The following is an 18,416-nucleotide window of genomic DNA, read 5'->3' on the forward strand; positions in this document are numbered from 1 at the left end:
GCCATCACGGAGCACGGAACCCGAAGCGCGGGCGTCCGTTCAATCTGGAGGCCCAACGCTCTCGAATACACTGCGGGAGCGGTATCCGGGCCCGTCAAAGCACAGGGGAAGACGCGCCATGCCCACAGCCGAGAAAGATCACGTCTACAAGATCCTGGAACTGGTCGGATCGTCCGAGACCTCGATCGAGGATGCGATCAAGAACGCGGTCAGCCGCGCCGCCAAGACCATCCGCGAGATGAAATGGTTCGAGGTGGTGCAGACGCGCGGCCACATCGAGAACAACGCCGTGCGCCATTACCAGGTGACGCTGCGCGTCGGGTTTACGCTGGAGGAGTGAGGCAGGAACGCCGGGCGGATCCGGCGTGAGGTCAGCGTGGTTAACATCAGCCGACGATAACCCGTCGAAACATCGAGGACCGGTTCCGGCCGAATACGGGATTCGCACAATCAGCGCGGATGACGCAACAGGCCGTTAAGGCGAAAGTGAGAGGTTTGCACCGAAATGGAGCAAGCCTGATGAATACGGGCCGCGACCTCGGGAAAACGCGTCTTCCGCTCTGGGCGGCGGGTTTCGTCATGCTGACTTGCTTCGCCATCCTGGGCCTGAGCGGCTGGCGCGAATGGGAAACGCGCAATGCCGAGCTCAGGACCGCCGAAATCGACGTGACCAACCTCGCGCAATCGCTGATCCAGCATGCGGACGACACGTTCGAACTCGTCGATACCATCCTCGTCGGGCTGGTCCATCGGCTCGAGCTCGATGGAACGGGTCCGGACACCATCGCAAAGCTCCAGACCTATCTGCCGACCCGCAAATCATCGGACCGCATCCGCGGCATCTTCGTCTATGACGAGACCGGCCGCTGGCTTGCCACGACCGAGCAGGTCGACTTCTCCAAATTCAACAACAGCGACCGCGAATATTTCCAGCGTCATCGCGACTCGCCGGATCCGGGCACACTGATCGGACGCCCCGTCAAGAGCCGGGCCGGGGGCCAGTGGATCATCACTGCGTCGCGCCGGGTCAACCATCCCGACGGCAGCTTCGCCGGCGTTGCCCTGCTCACGATCGACGTCAGCTATTTCGTCAAGTTCTACGAGCGCTTCGACCTCGGTCCGCACAGCTCGGCGTCGCTGCTGAACAACGACGGCATCATGCTGGCGCGCAGCCACGACGAGAGCGGCGCCTTCGTCGGACGCGACCTGTCCAACGCGCCGTTGTTCAAGCAATGGAAAAGCCGTCCGGCTGCGGCAGTCTACTATTTCAAGTCGCCGCTGGATAACGTGCAGCGGCTCAGCTACTACCAGCGCAGCAGCCGCTATCCCCTGATGGTGCTGGCGAGCAAGTCGCAGGACGACGTGCTGGCCCCTTGGCGCCGCGCGGCGGGTGCACGCATGACCGTTGTCGTCGGCCTCGTCCTGCTGATCGCGGCGATCGGCTTTTACCTGGTCCGTCAGCTCTTGCAGCGGCAGCGCATGGCACAGGCTCTGATCGCCAAGGAAGCCCATTTCCGCCTGCTGGCCGAGCAATCCAGCGACATGGTGACCCGGATCGGACTGGACAACCGGCTGATCTACGTTTCTCCGTCATGCGCGCGCATCATCGGATGGTCTTCCGACGAACTCCTGGGGACGTCGGCCGTGGCCGGGGTTCACGCGGAGGACATGGAACGGGTCGAGCAGGCCATTGCCGCGCTGAAGAATGGCGAGGCCGAGGAGGCGAGGTTCGTCTACCGTCAGCGCCATCGCGACAAGGGCGAGATCTGGGCCGAGTCGGCCCTGCACGTGACCCGGGCGTCCGACAGCGGCGAGATCGACGGCGTCGTCGCGGTGGTGCGCGACATGACCGAGCAGAAGGACTTGCAGAACAAGCTCGCCTCGCTCGCGGCGACCGACGGCCTCACCGGGCTCGCCAACCGGCGCGCATTCGATGAGCGCCTCGCGGACGAATGGGCCCGCGCCCGCCGCGATGGCACCCAACTCTCGCTCCTGCTGATCGACGTCGATCATTTCAAGGCGTTCAACGACCATTACGGGCATTTGGCCGGCGACGGCTGCCTGCGTGCGCTGGGGCGGATCCTGTCCGCTCATCCCCGGCGGCCGGCCGACTTCGCGGCGCGCTACGGCGGCGAGGAGTTCGCCGTGCTGTTGCCGAACACCGACGCCGACGGCTGCGCCAGGGTCGGCGAGGAGATTCGCGGTGCGTTGCGCGACCTCGCCATGCTGCATGCACAGAATCCGCCCTCGCGGCTCGTCACCGCGAGTGTGGGCGGCGCGACGGCGTTTCCATCCGAGACCACGACCGACTCCAGCGCGCTGGTGGCGGCCGCCGACCGCGCGCTCTATGCCGCCAAGGACAGCGGCCGCGACCGGCTGGTGATGTCGGGACAGGTCGTGCCCTGGCCCGCGAGGAGCGCGTGACGCAGTCGCCGGCCTACCAGGCGTAGCGAACGCTGCCCTTGCCGGCGTAGCTGCGGGTGACGTTCGAGAACTCGCCTTCGAAGCTCGCCGCCGCGGACCAGCCACTCAGCCAGCTCATCTCCACGGAAGCCGTGGTGAGCGCGGAGTCGCGAGCCTGCGCAGCGCCGTTGACGACGAAGCTCGCGCCCGGCAGCGCCTGGAAGGTCGCGGCAATCGGAGCGGTCCGGATTGAAATCATGCGCCCATGCGAGGCGGCCGCGCAGCGTCAGCACGCCGGCCTGCATGGCGAAGGATCTGTCGGTGCGCAGGCCCAGCTCGCTGCGGGTGTCCGTGACGGTCCTGGCGGCATAGCGCAAGGCGAATGCGGCGGAGCCGGCAACGGCCTGCTCGGCATAGGCCGGCAGATCGAGCGTCGTGAACTGTAGCGCGCCATAGGGTGTGATGCCGATCCCGCCGATCCACGGCGCGACATGGCGATAGCCGCCTTCGAGACGACCGGAATACGCATTGGCGTCGAACTCGGCGCGCAGGTGATCGGCGCCTGCGATCGTTGCAGTGCGGTCGGTCGTGATGGCCTGCCAGCCATAGGCCAGCGCCGCCGACAGATAAGCCGACCCGCTCGTGTGTCGCAGATAGGCGGCGGCCTGGAACAGGTCGGAGCGGCCCGAGCCGAGGCCGTTCACACCGAAGCTGGTGCCACCACCGGCGAGCGCGAAGCCAAGCAACGTGTACGGTGAGAGCCGATAGTCGGCTCCGACCACGGTGCCAACGATGCGGCTGGTCGCTGCATTTGAACCGCCCGCCGCGTTGCCGTCGGTCCACTGCGACCCGCCGAAGCCCGCGGCCCACACGCTCCAGCGTTGCGCAAAGGTCTGCGGCGGGGCTTTTGTCATCATCGCGAATGCGTCAGCGCGTTTGAAAGATCGCCCTGGACGGCCACCGTCCCGCCGCTCTGCACGAAGATGGCACCGCCGGCACCGAGGCCACCACCACCGGAGTTGGATCCGGTCCCACCACTGCCGCCATTGCCGGCGCCAAAGCCGCCGCGCCCGGCAGCCGTGATCCCGCCGCCGCCTCCCCCGAAGCCGCCGGCACCGCCGGTCGAGGTGGACAATCCGGCTGCCGAGCCACCTCCGCCGCCGTAGCCGCCCGAACCGCCCGTTGTTGCTCCGCCCGCATTGGCACCGCCACCGCCACCGCCAAAACCGCCCGCGCCTCCAGCCACGGGCCCCCCGCCGGACGAACCACCGCCGCCACCGCTGGCGAAACCACCGGCGCCTCCGGTCTGGGGACCACTACCGCCGTTATGCACCCCACCGCTCGGACCGCCGGCAGTGCCCGAGCTGTTGGCGTCCGAGCCGACGAATAGTCCACCGGCTCCAGCCGGAGTCAGAGGATAGGACTTGCCGCCCACGCCGCCCCCGCCGCCCACCTCTCCGAAGTTGTCCACGACGCCGCCGCCCTTGGCCTGCGTGTTCGAGACGGCGACGTTCGACAAGGTCAATGCGCCGTTGCTGGAAACGAAGATCGCGCCGCCGAGTCCGGCGCCGGCACCGGAGCCCAAACCGGCTCCGCCCTGCGCCACCGCATTGGCGATGGTCAGGCTCTTCAGTGTCACCGAATAGGTCGAGCCGGTGGTCCCGGCATCGCCGATGAAGAACGGCCGGTAGGTGCCGGCGCCGCTGATGGTCGGGTTGTTACCATTGCCGTCAATGGTGATGTTCTTGGTGATGATCGGCAGCGCGCTCAGGAGCGTGATGGTACCGCTGACCTGAAACAGGATGGTGTCGCCGCTCGTGGCGCTGGCGATCGCCCCCCGCAGGCTGCCGGCGCCGCTGTCGGCCGTAGAGGTCACCACCAGCGTCGCTGCGCGCGCCGCACCGGACAGGCCGAAGAACGATGCCATGACCGCAACACTTGCGAGCGTTGCACACCGGCGTGCACCAAGCCGAAGGCTCGTCTGCCCGATCGACAGGCACGAGGGCGGACGCAATCTGGTCGTCATGAAGAGCCTCGGACGCAAGCTGCGTGGCAACGCTGGTGATCTCGACGCGTCGTTAGCAGACTGGACACCTGCACAATGTGCCCGGTGTCTCAGGCGTGGATTTCGGTGAACAGTGATGCATGTGCGGCACATCGAGGCCGCGCGCCCGCAGCCTCGTCGAACGCCCTCATCGTCCGACGTCGCTTGCGTCCTCGTTGCCGAACCGCTACATGCGGGGGCGATGCTGGTCTGCTGCCGGGCTCAGAACATTAAGGCGCGCGACCTCGTCGAGGCGTGATGCGGACGAGACGGCGGTGAACAAGACGATGCTGGCGGACGACCCCGAACACGGGCCGAGCGCGCTGAGACAGTTGCGCGCGATGACCGTGGACATCTGCGATGTCATTGCGCTCACCGACGAGAACGATTTCCACATCACCACCACGACAGTGATGGCCGGCAACGCATTGCTGGTCGATTCTCGCGCCACTGACCTCGAATACGACCGGACGCCTGCGCACATCGCACGCGGCGGCCTCGACCACTATCAGATGACCCTCTGCATCGAAGGCGAGATGCGGTTCAGCTCCGGTCGCCGCGAGGTGACGTTGCGGCCCGGTGACATTTGCCTGCTCGACATGGCGCAGCCGAACCGGACGGTGTTTCGCGGCGGTAGCGGACGCACCCACCTGATGGCAATCATCGTGCAACGGTCGATGCTGGCGCCACGGCTCGCGCATCCGGATTCGGCGACGGCTACCCTGTTGCCGTCAGACCACCCTCACGCGCGCCTGCTCGCAAGCCATTACGCAGCGCTTGCGCTGCCGCCTGAGCCAGAGGCGGGCAGCGTCGAGGCCACGATCGAGGCCATCGCCGACATCGTTGCCGCGGCTGCGGGCGGTACGGCCGACATCGCCGAAGGCGTCGAGCGGGCCGAGCGACATCTTTATCTGGCAATGATCAAGCGCCGCATCGCGGACAATCTCGAGACCGACGCGCTCGGCGTAAGCGAGCTCTGCCGCCATTTCCAGATTTCGCGCGCGACGCTTTACCGGCTGTTCGAGGCAGATGGCGGGCTGGCGCATTACGTGAGAGAGCAGCGGCTCAATCTCGCCTTTCAGCGGCTGTTGTCGCCGGCGGCGCAGGACAAACGTCTAATCGACCTCGCTGTCGGCTTGCGGTTCAGCAGCGACTCCACCTTCATCCGGGCGTTTCGCCGCAAGTTCGGCCTGACGCCGGGCGAGCTCAGGGAGCTGACCGACACGTGGCTCCGCGAGACCGGAGCGATCCCGGCTTTCGATACAGTGTTGCACCAGCTGGCCCGCCGCCGCGCATCACGATCGTAGAGGTGTCGCGCTCATCTCGGAGCTCGGCCCGGCCTGGATTTGTCGTCCACGTTCCAGCGGGATATGACTACGAATCGACCGGACATTTAAGCCAATCCGAGAGTGCTACCGTGACTGACGCGATCAAGCTCGTCCTCTTCGACATGGACAATGTCCTGTGCAACTACGACAGGGGACAGCGTGTGGCATGCCTGGCGGAGCTCGCGGGATCGACCAGCGAGCTCGTCCACAAGGCAATCTGGGACAGCGGATTCGAGCTGCTCGGCGATTCCGGCGCTCTCGACGCCCCTGACTATCTGCGGGGCTTTGGCGAACGCATGGGCTATCCGCTGTCGCTCGACGAGTGGGTGGAGGCGCGGCGCCGCTCGATGCAGCCCGATCACGCGATGCTGGAGATTGCCCGAAGTCTGCGCAAGACCGTCGATATTGCCGTCCTGACCAACAATACCACGCTGGTCGCCGACCACATCGACACGCTGCTGCCGGACTTGCGGCCGCTGTTCGGCTCCCGGATCTACACTTCGGCCCAGTTCAAGACGGCAAAGCCGGACCCGCGCTGCTATCGCCGCTGCCTGGCCGAGCTCGACGTGATGCCGCAGACCGTGCTGTTCGTCGATGATCTCCCGGCCAATGTTGCCGGCGCGCGCGAGGCGGGCCTGTTCGCGCATCACCACACGTCGGTGGAGGCTTTCAGGCAGGCCCTCTCGGCGCACGGCCTGCTTCAGGGCGAATGAATACGCCTTCCGCTTTGCCCGGCCTCAGGCGAGATGGCACGCCACGAAGTGACCGCCAGCGCCCTCCTTCAGCTCGGGCGCGCTCTCCGCGCAGCGCGGCTGGGCGATCGGACAGCGGGTGTGGAAGTGGCAGCCTGACGGCGGCTTCATCGGGCTCGGCACGTCGCCCTTGAGGCGGATGCGCTCACGCTTGAGCTTGGGATCGGGCACCGGCACCGCTGACAACAGCGCCCTGGTGTAGGGGTGCTGCGGGTTGCGGTAGAGGTCGCTGGCTTTCGCCAGCTCGACGATGCGGCCGAGATACATCACCGCGACGCGGTCGGAGATGTGCTCGACCACAGAGAGGTCATGCGCGACGAAGAGATAGGTGAGGTTCAGCTCGGCCTGGAGGTCTTCCAGCAGATTGATGACCTGCGCCTGGATCGACACGTCGAGCGCGGACACCGGCTCGTCGCAGACGATCAGCTTCGGCTCGACCGCGAGCGCCCGCGCGATCACGATGCGCTGGCGCTGGCCGCCGGAGAACTCGTGCGGGTAGCGGCGCATGTGCTCGGCCTTGAGGCCGACCTTGACCAGCAGGCTCGCGACGCGCTCCTCCCGCTCCTTGGCCGATGAGCCGAGCTTGTGGATGACGAGCGCCTCGCCGAGAATCGTACCCACCGTCATGCGCGGATTGAGCGAGGCAAACGGATCCTGGAACACGAGCTGCATGTTCCGCCGCATCGCGCGCAGATCGTTGCCGCCGAGCTGGCGCACGTCCTGGCCGTCGAAGGTGACCTCGCCGTCGGTCGGCTCGATCAGGCGCAGCACGCAGCGCCCCGTCGTCGACTTGCCGCAGCCGGATTCACCGACGAGACCGAGCGTCTCGCCGCGATTGACCGAGAACGACACGCCGTCGACCGCATAGACGCTGCCGACCTGGCGCGACAGCAAGCCGCCGAGAACGGGGAAATGTTTCTTCAGACCGCTGACGCGGAGCAAGGGTTCGCTCATGACGCGGCTCCCAACTGCGTATCCCCCAGGTGACAGGCCATGCGGTGGCCGGGCGAGACCTCGCGGAGCAGCGGCTCCTTCTCGGTGCAGACGTTCATCGCGAACTTGCAGCGCGGCGCGAAGCGGCAGCCGACCGGCGGATTGATCAGGATCGGCACCGAGCCGCCGATCGCCTCCAGCCGCGTCTTGTGCTCGCTGTCGAGGTCGATGCGCGGGATCGAGCGGATCAGGCCTTGCGTATAGGGATGGCGGGGATCGGCGAAGAGATCGTCGACGCTCGCCTCCTCCACCACCTTGCCGGCATACATCACGACGACGCGCTGCGCGGTCTCGGCGACGACGCCCATGGCATGGGTGATCAGCATCACCGCCATGCCGAAGCGCTCCTTCATGTCCTGCAAGAGGTCGAGGATCTGGGCCTGGATGGTGACGTCGAGCGCGGTGGTGGGCTCGTCGGCGATGATCAGCTTCGGCTTGCAGGCGAGCGCCATCGCGATCATCACGCGCTGGCGCATGCCGCCGGAGAACTGGTGCGGGTAGTTGTGCACGCGGCCTTCGGCGTTGGGGATCTGCACCAGCTTGAGCATCTCGATGGTGCGCTCGAGCGCCTGCTTCTTCGTCACCGCTTCATGCCGGCGCAGGCTCTCGGCGATCTGCTCGCCGACGGTGAGCACCGGGTTGAGCGAGGTCATCGGCTCCTGAAAGATGAAGCCGATCTCCTTGGCGCGGATCTCGTCGAGCTGATTGCTCGTCAGCGGCACGAGATCGCGGCCTTCGAAGATGATCTGGCCGGCGGCGATGCGGCCGGGCGGCATCGCGATCAGTTTCAGGATCGACATCGCCGTCACGGTCTTGCCGCAGCCGGACTCGCCGACGACACAGAGCGTCTCGCCGCGGTTGATGGAGATGTCGACGCCGTCGACGGCCTGCAGGATGCCGTCGTCGGTGGAGAAATGGGTTTTCAGGCCCTTGATCTCGAGCAGCGGCGCCATCAGATCACCCGTCGCGCATCGAGCGCGTCACGCAGGCCGTCGCCGATGAAGTTGATGGCGACCACCGCGATGAAGATCGCGCCGCCCGGAAACAGCGCCCAGTGCGGACCGATATCGAGGAAGTCCTTGGCGTCGTACAGCAGCCGCCCCCAAGTCGGGGTGTCCGGCGGAAAGCCGAGGCCGAGGAAGGACAATGTCGATTCCGCGATGATGGCGGCGGCGACGTCGATGGTGCCGGCGATGATCACCGGACCGAGCGCATTGGGCAGGATGTGGCGCACCACCTGCCGCACCGGGCTGGCGCCGAGCGCGCGCGCGGCCTCGACGAACTCCTTCTCGCGGATCGACAGGAACTGCGCGCGCACGAGGCGGGCGACCGGCATCCAGCGCAGGCCCCCGATCACGAGCACGATCAGGATGAAGATGCCGCCCTCGGGGCCGAACGCGGCCTTGAGCCCGTCGCGGAACAGATAGATCAGCAGCAGCAGCAGCGGCAGCTGCGGCAGCGACAAGAACAGATCGGTGAGCCACATCAGCCCGTGACCGACCGCACCGCGCGACATGCCGGCAAGCGCGCCGATCAGCGTGCCGACGAACACCGAGACCAGCATCGCGGCAAGGCCGACCGCGAGCGAGATGCGCCCGCCATAGATCATGCGGGCGAGGATGTCCTGCCCGAGATCGTCGGTGCCGAAGGGATGGGCGAGCGAGGGCCCCTGCATGCCCGCCACGATGTCGATGTCGTCGATCTTGACCCGCCAGACGAAGGGGCCGGCGACCACCGCCAGCACCAGAATGAGGAGCAGGAACGCACTGACCACGGCAAGCTTGTGGCGGCTATAGCGCCGCCACGTCTCGCGCCAGGGCGAGTAGACGCGCCGCTCAGCGGAGGGAGATGCGAGGGTCAAGCCAGCCATACAGGACGTCCGCGATGAGATTGAACAGGACCACAAGGCACGCGAAGACGAAGGTGACGGCCATCACCACCGGCGTGTCGTTGGAAAGGATGGAGGAGATCAGCAGCGAGCCGATGCCGGGGATGCGGAAGATCTGCTCGGTGACGATGGCGCCACCGAACACCGCCGGCATCTGGAGCGCGATCAGCGTGACGACCGGGATCATCGCATTGCGCATCACATGCTTGACGATGACCTTGGCCTGCCCGAGTCCCTTCGCGCGCGCCGTGGTGACGTAGTCGAGCCGGATCACATCCAGCATCGCCGAGCGCACGAAGCGCGTCATCGACGCCGCCTGGAACAGGCCGAGCACCGCCACCGGCATGATCGCCTGCCGGATCATCTCGAGCACCCAGCGGATGCCGGTGGCCTTGATGTCGCTGGAATAGACGAAGGGCAGCCAGTCCAGCGTGACCGAGAAGATCAGGATGAAGAGGATGCCGGTGAAGAAGGTGGGCAGCGAGAAACCGACGAAGGCCAGCACGTTGGCGATCTGGTCAAACAGTGAATACGGCTTGGTCGCCGCGTAGACGCCGACCGGAATCGCGATCAGGAGCGCCAGGATCTGCGCCGAGCCGATCACATAGAGCGTCGCCGGCAGGCGCTGGAGGATGAGCGCATCGACGTTCATCCGGCTGACGAAGGAAAACCCCCAATCGCCATGCGCCATGGCGGAGAGCCAGTGCAGGTAGCGCAGATAGATCGGATCGTCGAGGCCGAACTTCGCCCGAAGCGCGGCAGCGACTTCGGGCGGTACGTTCGGATTGGTCGCCAGTTCCGAAAACGGATCGCCGGGGGCGAGCGCCAGCACGACGAACAGCACGAGCGAAATGCCGAGCAGGCTCGGAATGGCGATCAGCAGGCGACGCAGGACATATTGACTCATAGGGAAAGACCCCGCCTAGGCCTGCGCGATCATACCTCCCGGTACCAGTCGAACAGGTTGTCGGTCTCGTTCGCCCAACCGCTGACCACGCAAACCAGGTTGTTAGCAGCGGCCTCCACCTTGAGGCGATGCTGCACCGGGATGAACACGGTGTCCCCGATCAGGATATCGTTAGCCTTGATGTAGAGCGCCGCGCGCTTGACCGGGTCCATCTCGCCTTCCGCGGCCAGGATCGCGTCGTCATACTCCTTGTTGACGTAGCGCGGGAAATTCTGTCCCTGCCACTTGTTCTCCTTGGTCGCCACATTGGCCGACATATAGCGCCGCATGTGCTGGGACGGATCCGGCTGGCTCATCGGGATCTGGAACATCTCCATGTCGGCATAGAACTTCGGGTAGATGTCGGGATTGCCGGCGTCGGAGGAGAAGAACACCGAGGCGACGACCGACTTCAGCTCGACGTCGATGCCAGCCTTCTGGCAGGCCTGCTTGACGATGGCCTGGGTCTTCTGGCGCGGGCCGTTGATCGACGTCTGGTACAGAAGCTTCAGCTTCTTGCCGTCCTTCTCGCGGATGCCGTCCGCACCCGGTTTCCAGCCGGCGTCATCCAGCATCTTCGACGCCTTCTCGATGCTGAATTCCCAGCTCGTGTTCTTGGAGACGAACTTTTCGGGGCCGTTGAGGAAGTTCGCCGTGGTGCGGCCTGCGCGGCCGTAGATCACCTTCTTCACCGCTTCACGATCGACCAGCATCGCCAGCGCCTTGCGTACGGCGGGATCGGAGAACAGCGGGTGCTTCGTCTTCATCGAAGAGCGCTCGCCATCGACCTCGGTGTTCGGGTCGGTGAAATTCAGCGCGATGAACTCGGTGTCTCCGCCCACGGCGTAGATGGCCTTGCCCTTGCCGCCCTTCTCCAGGCGCAACAGCACGTCGTCTTCCACCTGGATGTTATAGCCGAAATCGTATTCGCCGGTCTGGATCACCGCGCGCGCCGCCGAGACGGCATCGCCGCCGCCCTTCATTTCGAGCGTGTCGAAATACGGACGGTTCTGCATGTGATAGTCGGGATTGAGCTCACCGCGGACGAGATCGCCCGGCTTGAACTCGAGGAATTTGTACGGGCCGGTGCCGACCGGCGAGAGGTTGTTCGGCGCCTCGCGGGACTTCGCGCCTTTGTAATCCGCGAACAGATGCTTGGGGATGATGGTGTTCGGAGCCCCGACGAAAGCATCGGCCCAGAACGGCGTCGGCTTGTTGAAAAGGATGCGGACGGTGAGGTCATCCACCTTCTCGACGACGATGTCGCGATAGGTCGCAATGGTGACCGCGGAGGTCGCGGGATCCTTGGCGTATTCCCAGTTGAACACGACGTCGTCGGCGGTGAACGGCTTGCCGTCGTGCCATTTGACGCCGGGCTTGAGCTTCCAGGTCACCGACTTGCCGTCGGCGGCGAGGCCGCCGTTCTGGATCGACGGGATTTCGGCGGCCAGAACCAGCTTCATGTTGCCGTCCGGATCCCAACAGGCAAGCGGCTCGTAGAACAGGCGCGAACCGTCCTGGTCCTTGGTGCCGGTGGCGAAATGCGGATTGAGCAGGGTCGGCCCCTGCCACCACAGCAGCTTCAGTGCGCCGCCGCCGCCGCGCTTGGTCGGCTTGTAGGTCGAAACGCCTTCCGCCATGGCGACGCCGCCCAGCGCGAGGATCTGGTTGGCCAGCGGTGCGGTCAAACCGACAGCGGCAAGACGCTGGATGAAGGCACGGCGATCCATCCGTCCGTCCTTCACTTGGCCGATCATCGAACGCAGTTCTTTATCCAGCATGGTTTGTCCCCCGTCTGGTTCCCGAATGGATGCAGGCGGCCGCGATGCGACCGCCGGGTTTTGTCTGGCCGTAGATGGCACACCGAATAGGCCGCCCGTCAACTGCGACTGTGTGTATGCAAACGGTGTTCTGGCTGTCCGTTGGGCAAAACTGCGTTCCGCAGCCCAAGCGTTCGGCAATCCGGCGTCAAAACAAGCCGGAATCCACGTTGCACTGCAGAAAATTTGTTCGCCGGATCAGACGAAGTATCGAGACGAAATTCTACACCACGGACATATCCAGTGGCGGCGCGACGTGGTCCGGCAGCGGACAGACGTAAGGTGTCTTGGCTGTTCGCCTCGCAAGGTCGGCTTTCGCGGCCTTGATCAGCTCCGGTTCCGTGAGCGCCTTGATGCCGATACCCGCCATCGCCTTGGCCGCCTGCACCATGGCCTTGTGGGCATGCGGGCTCTTGCCCTGCGCCACCACCTGCCAGGTGTGGAACGGCGTGCCGATTGCAACCGTCGGTGCGTGAACCTGCACGGTCGGCACCACCCAGCTCACGTCGCCAACGTCGGTCGAGCCGACCAGCGGGTTGCGCTTGGCATCGAGCGGCACCAGGAAGTCGGCCAGCGGCCGATCGGTCGGCTCCATCCCGATCGCGTAGTAGACCGAGGCAATGTCCTTGTCGGTCAGCGTCGATCGGATCTGGGTGGCAAACCCCTTGTCCGCGTCGTCGAAATGCGGCGGTCCGAGCTCTTCCATGACCCGATGCAGCGCCTGCTCCAGCGGCGTATTCGGCAGAATGTTGGAGACCGCGGAGATAATCTTCATCTCCACCATGGTTTCGGTCATCAGCGCCGCGCCGTCCGCGATCTTGCTCACGCGGCCGACCAGCTCGTTCATGCCGGGCAGATCGCGGGCGCGGATCGAGTAGCGCACGCGCGCATGCGCCTGCACCACGTTGGGCGCAATGCCGCCGGTGTCGAGCAGCGCGTAATGCACCCGCGCGTCGCTCGGCATGTGCTCGCGCATGTAATTCACGCCGACATTCATCAGCTCCACCGCATCGAGCGCGGAACGGCCGAGATGCGGCGAGGCGGCCGCATGCGAGGTGCGGCCTGTGAAAATGAAGTCGGCGCGCGTGTTCGCGAGCGACGGCGTCACCGCCACTTCCCAGAAGCTGTGCGGATGCCAGGTGATGGCGACGTCGGCATCCTCGAACGCGCCGGAGCGCACCATGAACGCCTTTGCCGCGCCGCCTTCTTCAGCCGGGCAGCCATAGTAGCGCACGCGGCCCGGCACCTTGTTCTCGGCGAGCCAGTCCTTCACCGCGGTCGCGGCGAGCAGTGCCGCAGAACCGAGCAGATTGTGACCGCAGCCATGGCCATGGCCGCCGGTCTCGACCGGACGATGTTCCGCCACGCCCGCCTCCTGGCTGAGACCCGGCAGCGCGTCATATTCCCCCATGAAGGCGATGATCGGTCCGCCCTCGCCCCATTCGCCCATCAGCGCGGTCGGGATGCCGGCGACGTTCTCGGTGATACGGAAGCCCTGATGGCGCAGTTCGGCGAGATGCTCGGCGGCGGACCGCGCCTCGGTGTAACAAACCTCCGGCATGCCCCAGACCTTGTCGCTGAGGTCGATGAAACGCGCCTTGATCGTGTCGACGCCACGCCAGATGTCGCTGCGGTTGTCCATGTTTCGGTCCGTGATCTCTTGGTCAAACGAAGCGGCAATGGTTAGCAGCTTCATTACACGGCGCCTAGCACCTCGCCGGACAGCAGCCATGCGGCGGATGCCGGATCGAAGGACCGCCGGGCCGCCGACCGCGCGCGAAACGGTCCCGCGCCTTTCGAAGATTTCACGCGGCGTTCTGCGGAATAGTTGGGAAACGAGGCTTTCAAGACGGCCTTCTCCGGCCTAAATTATCCATGCTTCGCGCGTCGTTCCGCTAGCCACGGCGGGGCGATGCACTCAGCCAGGAGAACTCCATGCCCGCCCTGACCGAATGGAGAGTGCCGCCGGCCAATCAGCCGCGTGCGAGCGAATACGGTTTCGATCTCGACCGCGCGCTCGCGTCCGTCGTCGGCCTGCACGCCATCATCCCGCCGGACGCGTTCAGCGCCGAGACGCTGGGCACCGAGCGCGCCGGCAACGGCGTCGTCATCGACGACGGGCTGGTGCTGACCATCGGCTATCTCATCACCGAGGCGGAATCGGTGTGGCTGCACCTCGCCGACGGGCGCGTCGTCGAGGGACATGCCCTCGGTTTCGATTCGGTCACCGGCTTCGGCCTCGTGCAGGCGCTGGGTGAGCTCGACGTCGAACCCTTGCCGCTCGGCAGCTCGGCGGAGACCCGGGTCGGCGACCGCGTCGTGGTCGGCGGCGCCGGCGGCCGCACGCGATCGGTTGCGAGCCAGATCGTGGCCAAGCAGGAATTCGCCGGTTACTGGGAATATCTGCTGGATGAGGCCGTCTTCACACATCCCGCGCACCCGAACTGGGGCGGCACCGGCTTGCTCAACGAGCGCGGCGAGTTGATCGGCATCGGCTCGCTCCAGCTCGAGCGCGAACGCGACGGCAAGGCCGAGCACGTCAACATGATCGTGCCGATCGACCTGTTGAAGCCGATCCTGGAGGATCTGCGCAAGTTCGGCCGCGTCAACAAGCCGTCGCGGCCCTGGCTCGGGCTCTATTCAACCGAGATCGACAACCGCGTGGTGGTGATCGGGATCTCCGCCAACGGGCCGGCCGCCCGCGCCGAGCTCAAGACCGGCGACGTCATCCTCGCCGTCGACGGCGAGAAGATCATCAGCCAGACCGCCTTCTACAAGAAGATGTGGGCGCTCGGCGCCGCCGGCGTCGACGTCCCGCTCACCGTGCATCATGAAGGCGTCACCTTCGACGTCACGGTGACTTCGACCGACCGCTTCAAGCTGTTGAAGGCGCCGAAGCTGCACTGACCGGCCGAACTGAAGCAAGGAAGCGGCGATGACCGAGGCCGTCGTTGACGACATCGTGGCCGTGCTGCCGCCGCTGCTGAACGCGCTGGAGGCGCTCGGCTTCTTCACCCGTCACCTGCATCCGCCAGCCTTCGCGTCCGTGATGAACGCGATCGGCGCGCCGGACGACGCACTGCAAGCCGCACATTCGGCGATCGGCACCTGGCCTGAACAATTCGCCGGCTTGCGCGACCGGCTCGATGGTGCCTGCAACGAGACGCTCGCCGCCTTTGCCGGCATTCGCGAGGTCGAGCGCGGCAACGGCGATCTCGTCGCCGTCTTCCGCGCACTGCGCCACGTACCGCGCGCGCTGGAGGCGCTTTATCCGCTTGCCGTGCAATTTCCGCCGGTCAGCAGCTTCTTCCTCAACGCCGCGAGGCGCGAGGACGAAATTCTGCTGGCACGGCTCGAGGCTGGCGCGGGCGAGCACAGTGGCATCTTCCACGATCACAACGAGCCCGGCAGCCGCGGCGGCTTCTCGGTCTATGTCCCCGAATATTATTCGCCGGAGCGCGCGATGCCGCTGGTGATGGCGCTGCATGGCGGCAGCGGCAATGGCCGTGGATTCCTGTGGAGCTGGCTCCGCGATGCCCGCAGCTTGGGTGCGATCCTGGTGGCGCCGACTGCAACCGGTCAAACCTGGGCGCTGATGGGCGACGACACTGATACGCCCAACCTCATGCGCATCCTTGAGACTGTGCGCAGCCGCTGGTCCATCGACGGCTCGCGCATGCTGCTGACCGGCATGAGCGACGGAGGCACCTTCTGCTACGTCAGCGGGCTCGATGGCGCATCGCCCTTTACGCATCTCGCGCCGGTGTCGGCGACCTTCCACCCGCTGATGGCGGAGATGGCGGATGCTGCGCGCCTGCAGCGCCTGCCGATCTTCATCACCCACGGCAAGCTCGACTGGATGTTTCCTGTGCAGACCGCGCGACAGACGCAAGCGGCGCTCTCCGCCGCCGGCGCCGACGTCGTTTATCGCGAGATCGACGATCTCAGCCACACCTATCCGCGCGAGATCAATGCGGAGCTGCTGGCGTGGCTGAACGGATAATGAACAACCTCTCCTTAGATGCGCCGCATGGCCGCGGAACCATCGCGCCGTGCCGACGTTATCGGCGCGACACCGGAGGTTCGCTATGAAGACTTTTTTCGGAATGATTTTGGGCGCGCTGCTTCTCGCGGGCGGCGTCTATGTCTATGACTCCATGCAGACCTCATCCGTCGCCAATGGCGAGGTCGCGACCACCAATCGCACCATTGTGAACTGGGATGTCGCAAAGGCCGACTGGGATGCTCTGCGCGATCGCGCGCACAAGGACTGGGTCCGCATCTCGTCGAAGTAACGTCGCTGACATCATGAACAAGGCGCCGTCGCGGTCCGCGGCGGCGCCTTCGTATTGGGCGTGTCAGTTGCGGCGAGCGCCTTAGTTCATCTTGGCCTTGCGCGCGTCGGCGATGACCTGCTCGAATTCGGTTATGCTGAGCACGCCGGGCACGCGGTACTTGCCGACAATGAAGGCCGGGGTGCCGCGGAAGCCGAAGGCTTCGGCCTGCTCGTTGTTGCGCTTGAGGATGGCGTCGATGTCCTTGGCGTGGTCGGTGAGATCGCGCTTCAGCCGGTCCATGTCGACGCCGGCAGCCGCCAGAAGCTCATTGATGCGCGGCTCGGTCAGGCGCGAGCTGACGCCCATCATGGCGTCATGGGCCTGATGGTACTTGTCTTGGAATTTCGCCGCGAGCGCGATCCGCGCCGCCGTGACCGACACCGGCCCGAGGATCGGCCAGTCCTTCATCACCAGCCTCACCTTGCCGTCGTCCTGGACGACCTGGCGCAGTTCGGGCTCGAGCTTGCGGCAATAGGGGCAATTGTAGTCGGACCATTCGACGATGGTGATATTGCCCTCGGGATTGCCGGCGACGGGCGTGTCCGGATCGCGCAGCACCTTGGTTTCGGTCAGCACCTCGTCATCGGCGGCGGCTGCCAGCGCCGAGGTGATGCCGCCCGCCGCGAGGGCGCCCGCCCCGATCAGCGTCAGCGCGGCGCGCCGCGTCGGCACAAGGCCCTTATTCCTGAATCCAGCCATATCTCGTCCCGTTTCGGTCCCATCCCCGTCGATACGGATCGAGACCGGGAATTGTTACAGGTCATATAGAGTGTTGCGGCGGCGATGTCATCGCACCAGCAGCGTGACCGCCAGCGGGACCAGGAACGAGGTCACCAAAGCGTTCAGGCTCATGGCGATGCCGGAAAAGACGCCGGCGATCTCGTCGACCTGGAACGCGCGCGCGGTGCCGATGCCGTGCGCGGCAAGGCCGGCGGCAAATCCGCGCGCCCGAAAATCGGTGACGCCGGTGCGGTTCATCAGCGGCGTCACGATGATCGCACCCATGATGCCGGTGAGGATGACCGCAACCGCCGCCAGCGAGGGATCGGCGTGCAGGGATTCGGCGATGCCCATGGCAACGCCGGCCGTGACCGATTTCGGCGCCAGCGACAGCACGACGTCGCGCGGCAGCCCGGCGAGCTCGGCCAGCAGCACCACCGACACCACCGCCGTGACCGAGCCGGCAACGAGCGCTACCAGCATCGGCACGATAGATGAGACCACGCGCTTGCGGTTCTCGTAGAGCGGCACGGCGAGCGCGACGGTGGCGGGCCCCAGCAGGAAATGCACGAACTGCGCACCGGCGAAATAGGTAGTGTAGGAGGTGCCCGTTACGAGCAGGAACACACCGATGATCCACATCGCGTGCAGCACGGGATTGGCGAGCGGATGGCGCCGGCTCGCCAGCGACACCGCATCCGTGCTCGCATAGACCAGCAGGGTCACGGTCAGCCACAGCAGCGGGGACTGCGAGAGATAGACCCAGAGCGAGAACGGGTTGTCCTTCATCGGGCGTCCTGTTGCCTCAGGAGGCGGCTGACGAGGCGGAAGGTGAGCACCGTCGCAAGCAGCGTGACAACCACAGAGAGCGCGAGCACGAGGATGATGGCGACGCCGTGCGATGCGAGCAGATCGAGCTCCTGGACGACGCCGACGCCGGCCGGCACGAACAGCAGCGACAGATGAGCCAGCAATCCCTTGCCAGCAGTCTCCACGCCGCCGTTGCGCAACGGCCCGCGCGCCAACAGCGCAAGGCGGTCGCGCGCGAGCAGCAGGATCAGCAGCAGCAGCAGCAGGCCGAGCACGGGTCCCGGCAGCGGCAGGCCGAGGCCGCGCACGACGGCTTCGCCGATCAACTGGCAGAGCAGGATGAGGCCGAGGCTTGCGAGCATGACGAACGCATCA

The 18,416-nt window shown here is 65.7% G+C and carries 16 protein-coding genes and 1 pseudogene; 7 read left to right on the plus strand and 10 right to left on the minus strand.

Going from position 1 to position 18,416, the window contains the following annotated elements:
* Positions 1–118 precede the first annotated feature (118 nt).
* Both EI171_RS41965 and EI171_RS41970 read left to right on the plus strand, forming a co-directional pair.
* On the plus strand, positions 119–340 hold the full coding sequence (locus tag EI171_RS41965) for a dodecin (RefSeq protein WP_011084181.1): 222 nt from the start codon (positions 119–121) through the stop codon (positions 338–340).
* Between the two features lie 179 nt (positions 341–519).
* Positions 520–2,424 (plus strand): sensor domain-containing diguanylate cyclase, encoded by a 1,905-nt coding sequence (locus EI171_RS41970; protein ID WP_060910151.1) that lies wholly within the window; start codon positions 520–522, stop codon positions 2,422–2,424.
* Between the two features lie 13 nt (positions 2,425–2,437).
* On the opposite strand, the pseudogene EI171_RS46965 reads toward EI171_RS41970, so the two are convergent.
* Positions 2,438–4,330 (minus strand): annotated as a pseudogene (locus EI171_RS46965) (autotransporter domain-containing protein).
* Positions 4,331–4,722: 392 nt separating this feature from the next.
* On the opposite strand from EI171_RS46965, the gene EI171_RS41980 reads away from it, so the two are divergent.
* Both EI171_RS41980 and EI171_RS41985 read left to right on the plus strand, forming a co-directional pair.
* A complete protein-coding gene (locus EI171_RS41980; RefSeq protein WP_028173559.1) occupies positions 4,723–5,754 on the plus strand; it encodes a helix-turn-helix domain-containing protein in 1,032 nt (343 codons plus the stop codon).
* A 110-nt stretch (positions 5,755–5,864) separates the two neighbouring features.
* Complete coding sequence (locus EI171_RS41985) at positions 5,865–6,488, plus strand: HAD family hydrolase (protein ID WP_371740372.1); 624 nt, start codon at positions 5,865–5,867, stop codon at positions 6,486–6,488.
* Positions 6,489–6,512: 24 nt separating this feature from the next.
* On the opposite strand, the gene EI171_RS41990 is transcribed toward EI171_RS41985, so the two are convergent.
* The 6 genes from EI171_RS41990 to EI171_RS42015 all read right to left on the minus strand — a co-directional run bounded on the left by EI171_RS41990 (position 6,513) and on the right by EI171_RS42015 (position 13,816).
* Positions 6,513–7,481: an ABC transporter ATP-binding protein gene (locus EI171_RS41990; RefSeq protein WP_011084175.1), complete on the minus strand. Its 969-nt coding sequence runs from the start codon at positions 7,479–7,481 to the stop codon at positions 6,513–6,515.
* Positions 7,478–8,473: an ABC transporter ATP-binding protein gene (locus EI171_RS41995; protein ID WP_028173561.1), complete on the minus strand. Its 996-nt coding sequence runs from the start codon at positions 8,471–8,473 to the stop codon at positions 7,478–7,480. The genes EI171_RS41990 and EI171_RS41995 overlap by 4 nt, the downstream gene beginning before the upstream one ends.
* Positions 8,473–9,390: an ABC transporter permease gene (locus EI171_RS42000; protein ID WP_028173562.1), complete on the minus strand. Its 918-nt coding sequence runs from the start codon at positions 9,388–9,390 to the stop codon at positions 8,473–8,475. Before EI171_RS42000 ends, EI171_RS41995 begins: the two co-directional genes overlap by 1 nt.
* Positions 9,356–10,315, minus strand: coding sequence for an ABC transporter permease (locus EI171_RS42005; protein WP_011084172.1), 960 nt, complete (start codon positions 10,313–10,315; stop codon positions 9,356–9,358). The genes EI171_RS42000 and EI171_RS42005 overlap by 35 nt, the downstream gene beginning before the upstream one ends.
* A 29-nt stretch (positions 10,316–10,344) precedes the next feature.
* Positions 10,345–12,135 (minus strand): peptide ABC transporter substrate-binding protein, encoded by a 1,791-nt coding sequence (locus tag EI171_RS42010; protein ID WP_161536655.1) that lies wholly within the window; start codon positions 12,133–12,135, stop codon positions 10,345–10,347.
* Positions 12,136–12,397: 262 nt separating this feature from the next.
* A complete protein-coding gene (locus tag EI171_RS42015) occupies positions 12,398–13,816 on the minus strand; it encodes a M20 family metallopeptidase (RefSeq protein ID WP_161536656.1) in 1,419 nt (472 codons plus the stop codon).
* A 293-nt stretch (positions 13,817–14,109) separates the two neighbouring features.
* Between EI171_RS42015 and EI171_RS42020 the strand changes: the two genes are divergently transcribed.
* From EI171_RS42020 to EI171_RS42030, 3 genes are all read left to right on the plus strand, one after another.
* Positions 14,110–15,081 (plus strand): S1C family serine protease, encoded by a 972-nt coding sequence (locus EI171_RS42020; RefSeq protein ID WP_011084169.1) that lies wholly within the window; start codon positions 14,110–14,112, stop codon positions 15,079–15,081.
* Positions 15,082–15,109: 28 nt separating this feature from the next.
* Complete coding sequence (locus EI171_RS42025) at positions 15,110–16,177, plus strand: phospholipase (RefSeq protein ID WP_161536657.1); 1,068 nt, start codon at positions 15,110–15,112, stop codon at positions 16,175–16,177.
* An 85-nt stretch (positions 16,178–16,262) separates the two neighbouring features.
* The gene (locus EI171_RS42030; RefSeq protein WP_027544339.1) at positions 16,263–16,469 is read left to right on the plus strand and encodes a hypothetical protein; all 207 of its coding nucleotides are present in this window, start codon (positions 16,263–16,265) and stop codon (positions 16,467–16,469) included.
* Positions 16,470–16,550: 81 nt separating this feature from the next.
* Here EI171_RS42030 and EI171_RS42035 read toward each other — a convergent pair whose 3' ends face one another.
* From EI171_RS42035 to EI171_RS42045, 3 genes are all read right to left on the minus strand, one after another.
* Positions 16,551–17,210, minus strand: a complete 660-nt coding sequence (locus EI171_RS42035) for a DsbA family protein (RefSeq protein ID WP_060910142.1) — start codon at positions 17,208–17,210, stop codon at positions 16,551–16,553.
* Between the two features lie 87 nt (positions 17,211–17,297).
* The gene (locus EI171_RS42040; protein WP_011084166.1) at positions 17,298–18,020 is read right to left on the minus strand and encodes an LrgB family protein; all 723 of its coding nucleotides are present in this window, start codon (positions 18,018–18,020) and stop codon (positions 17,298–17,300) included.
* Complete coding sequence (locus tag EI171_RS42045) at positions 18,017–18,403, minus strand: CidA/LrgA family protein (RefSeq protein ID WP_161536658.1); 387 nt, start codon at positions 18,401–18,403, stop codon at positions 18,017–18,019. Before EI171_RS42045 ends, EI171_RS42040 begins: the two co-directional genes overlap by 4 nt.
* Between the last annotated feature and the right edge of the window lie 13 nt (positions 18,404–18,416).

This window comes from Bradyrhizobium sp. LCT2 (assembly GCF_009931255.1).
GTDB lineage: Bacteria > Pseudomonadota > Alphaproteobacteria > Rhizobiales > Xanthobacteraceae > Bradyrhizobium > Bradyrhizobium diazoefficiens.

Bases quoted from the DNA above. Each gene is read 5' to 3' on its own strand.
- EI171_RS41965 (WP_011084181.1), top strand. From the start codon at position 119: ATGCCCACAGCCGAGAAAGATCACGTCTACAAGATCCTGGAACTGGTC.
- EI171_RS41970 (WP_060910151.1), top strand. From the start codon at position 520: ATGAATACGGGCCGCGACCTCGGGAAAACGCGTCTTCCGCTCTGGGCG.
- EI171_RS41990 (WP_011084175.1), bottom strand. From the start codon at position 7,481: ATGAGCGAACCCTTGCTCCGCGTCAGCGGTCTGAAGAAACATTTCCCC.
- EI171_RS41995 (WP_028173561.1), bottom strand. From the start codon at position 8,473: ATGGCGCCGCTGCTCGAGATCAAGGGCCTGAAAACCCATTTCTCCACC.
- EI171_RS42000 (WP_028173562.1), bottom strand. From the start codon at position 9,390: ATGGCTGGCTTGACCCTCGCATCTCCCTCCGCTGAGCGGCGCGTCTAC.
- EI171_RS42005 (WP_011084172.1), bottom strand. From the start codon at position 10,315: ATGAGTCAATATGTCCTGCGTCGCCTGCTGATCGCCATTCCGAGCCTG.
- EI171_RS42010 (WP_161536655.1), bottom strand. From the start codon at position 12,135: ATGCTGGATAAAGAACTGCGTTCGATGATCGGCCAAGTGAAGGACGGA.
- EI171_RS42015 (WP_161536656.1), bottom strand. From the start codon at position 13,816: ATGGACAACCGCAGCGACATCTGGCGTGGCGTCGACACGATCAAGGCG.
- EI171_RS42020 (WP_011084169.1), top strand. From the start codon at position 14,110: ATGCCCGCCCTGACCGAATGGAGAGTGCCGCCGGCCAATCAGCCGCGT.
- EI171_RS42025 (WP_161536657.1), top strand. From the start codon at position 15,110: ATGACCGAGGCCGTCGTTGACGACATCGTGGCCGTGCTGCCGCCGCTG.
- EI171_RS42030 (WP_027544339.1), top strand. From the start codon at position 16,263: ATGAAGACTTTTTTCGGAATGATTTTGGGCGCGCTGCTTCTCGCGGGC.
- EI171_RS42035 (WP_060910142.1), bottom strand. From the start codon at position 17,210: ATGGCTGGATTCAGGAATAAGGGCCTTGTGCCGACGCGGCGCGCCGCG.
- EI171_RS42040 (WP_011084166.1), bottom strand. From the start codon at position 18,020: ATGAAGGACAACCCGTTCTCGCTCTGGGTCTATCTCTCGCAGTCCCCG.
- EI171_RS42045 (WP_161536658.1), bottom strand. From the start codon at position 18,403: ATGCTCGCAAGCCTCGGCCTCATCCTGCTCTGCCAGTTGATCGGCGAA.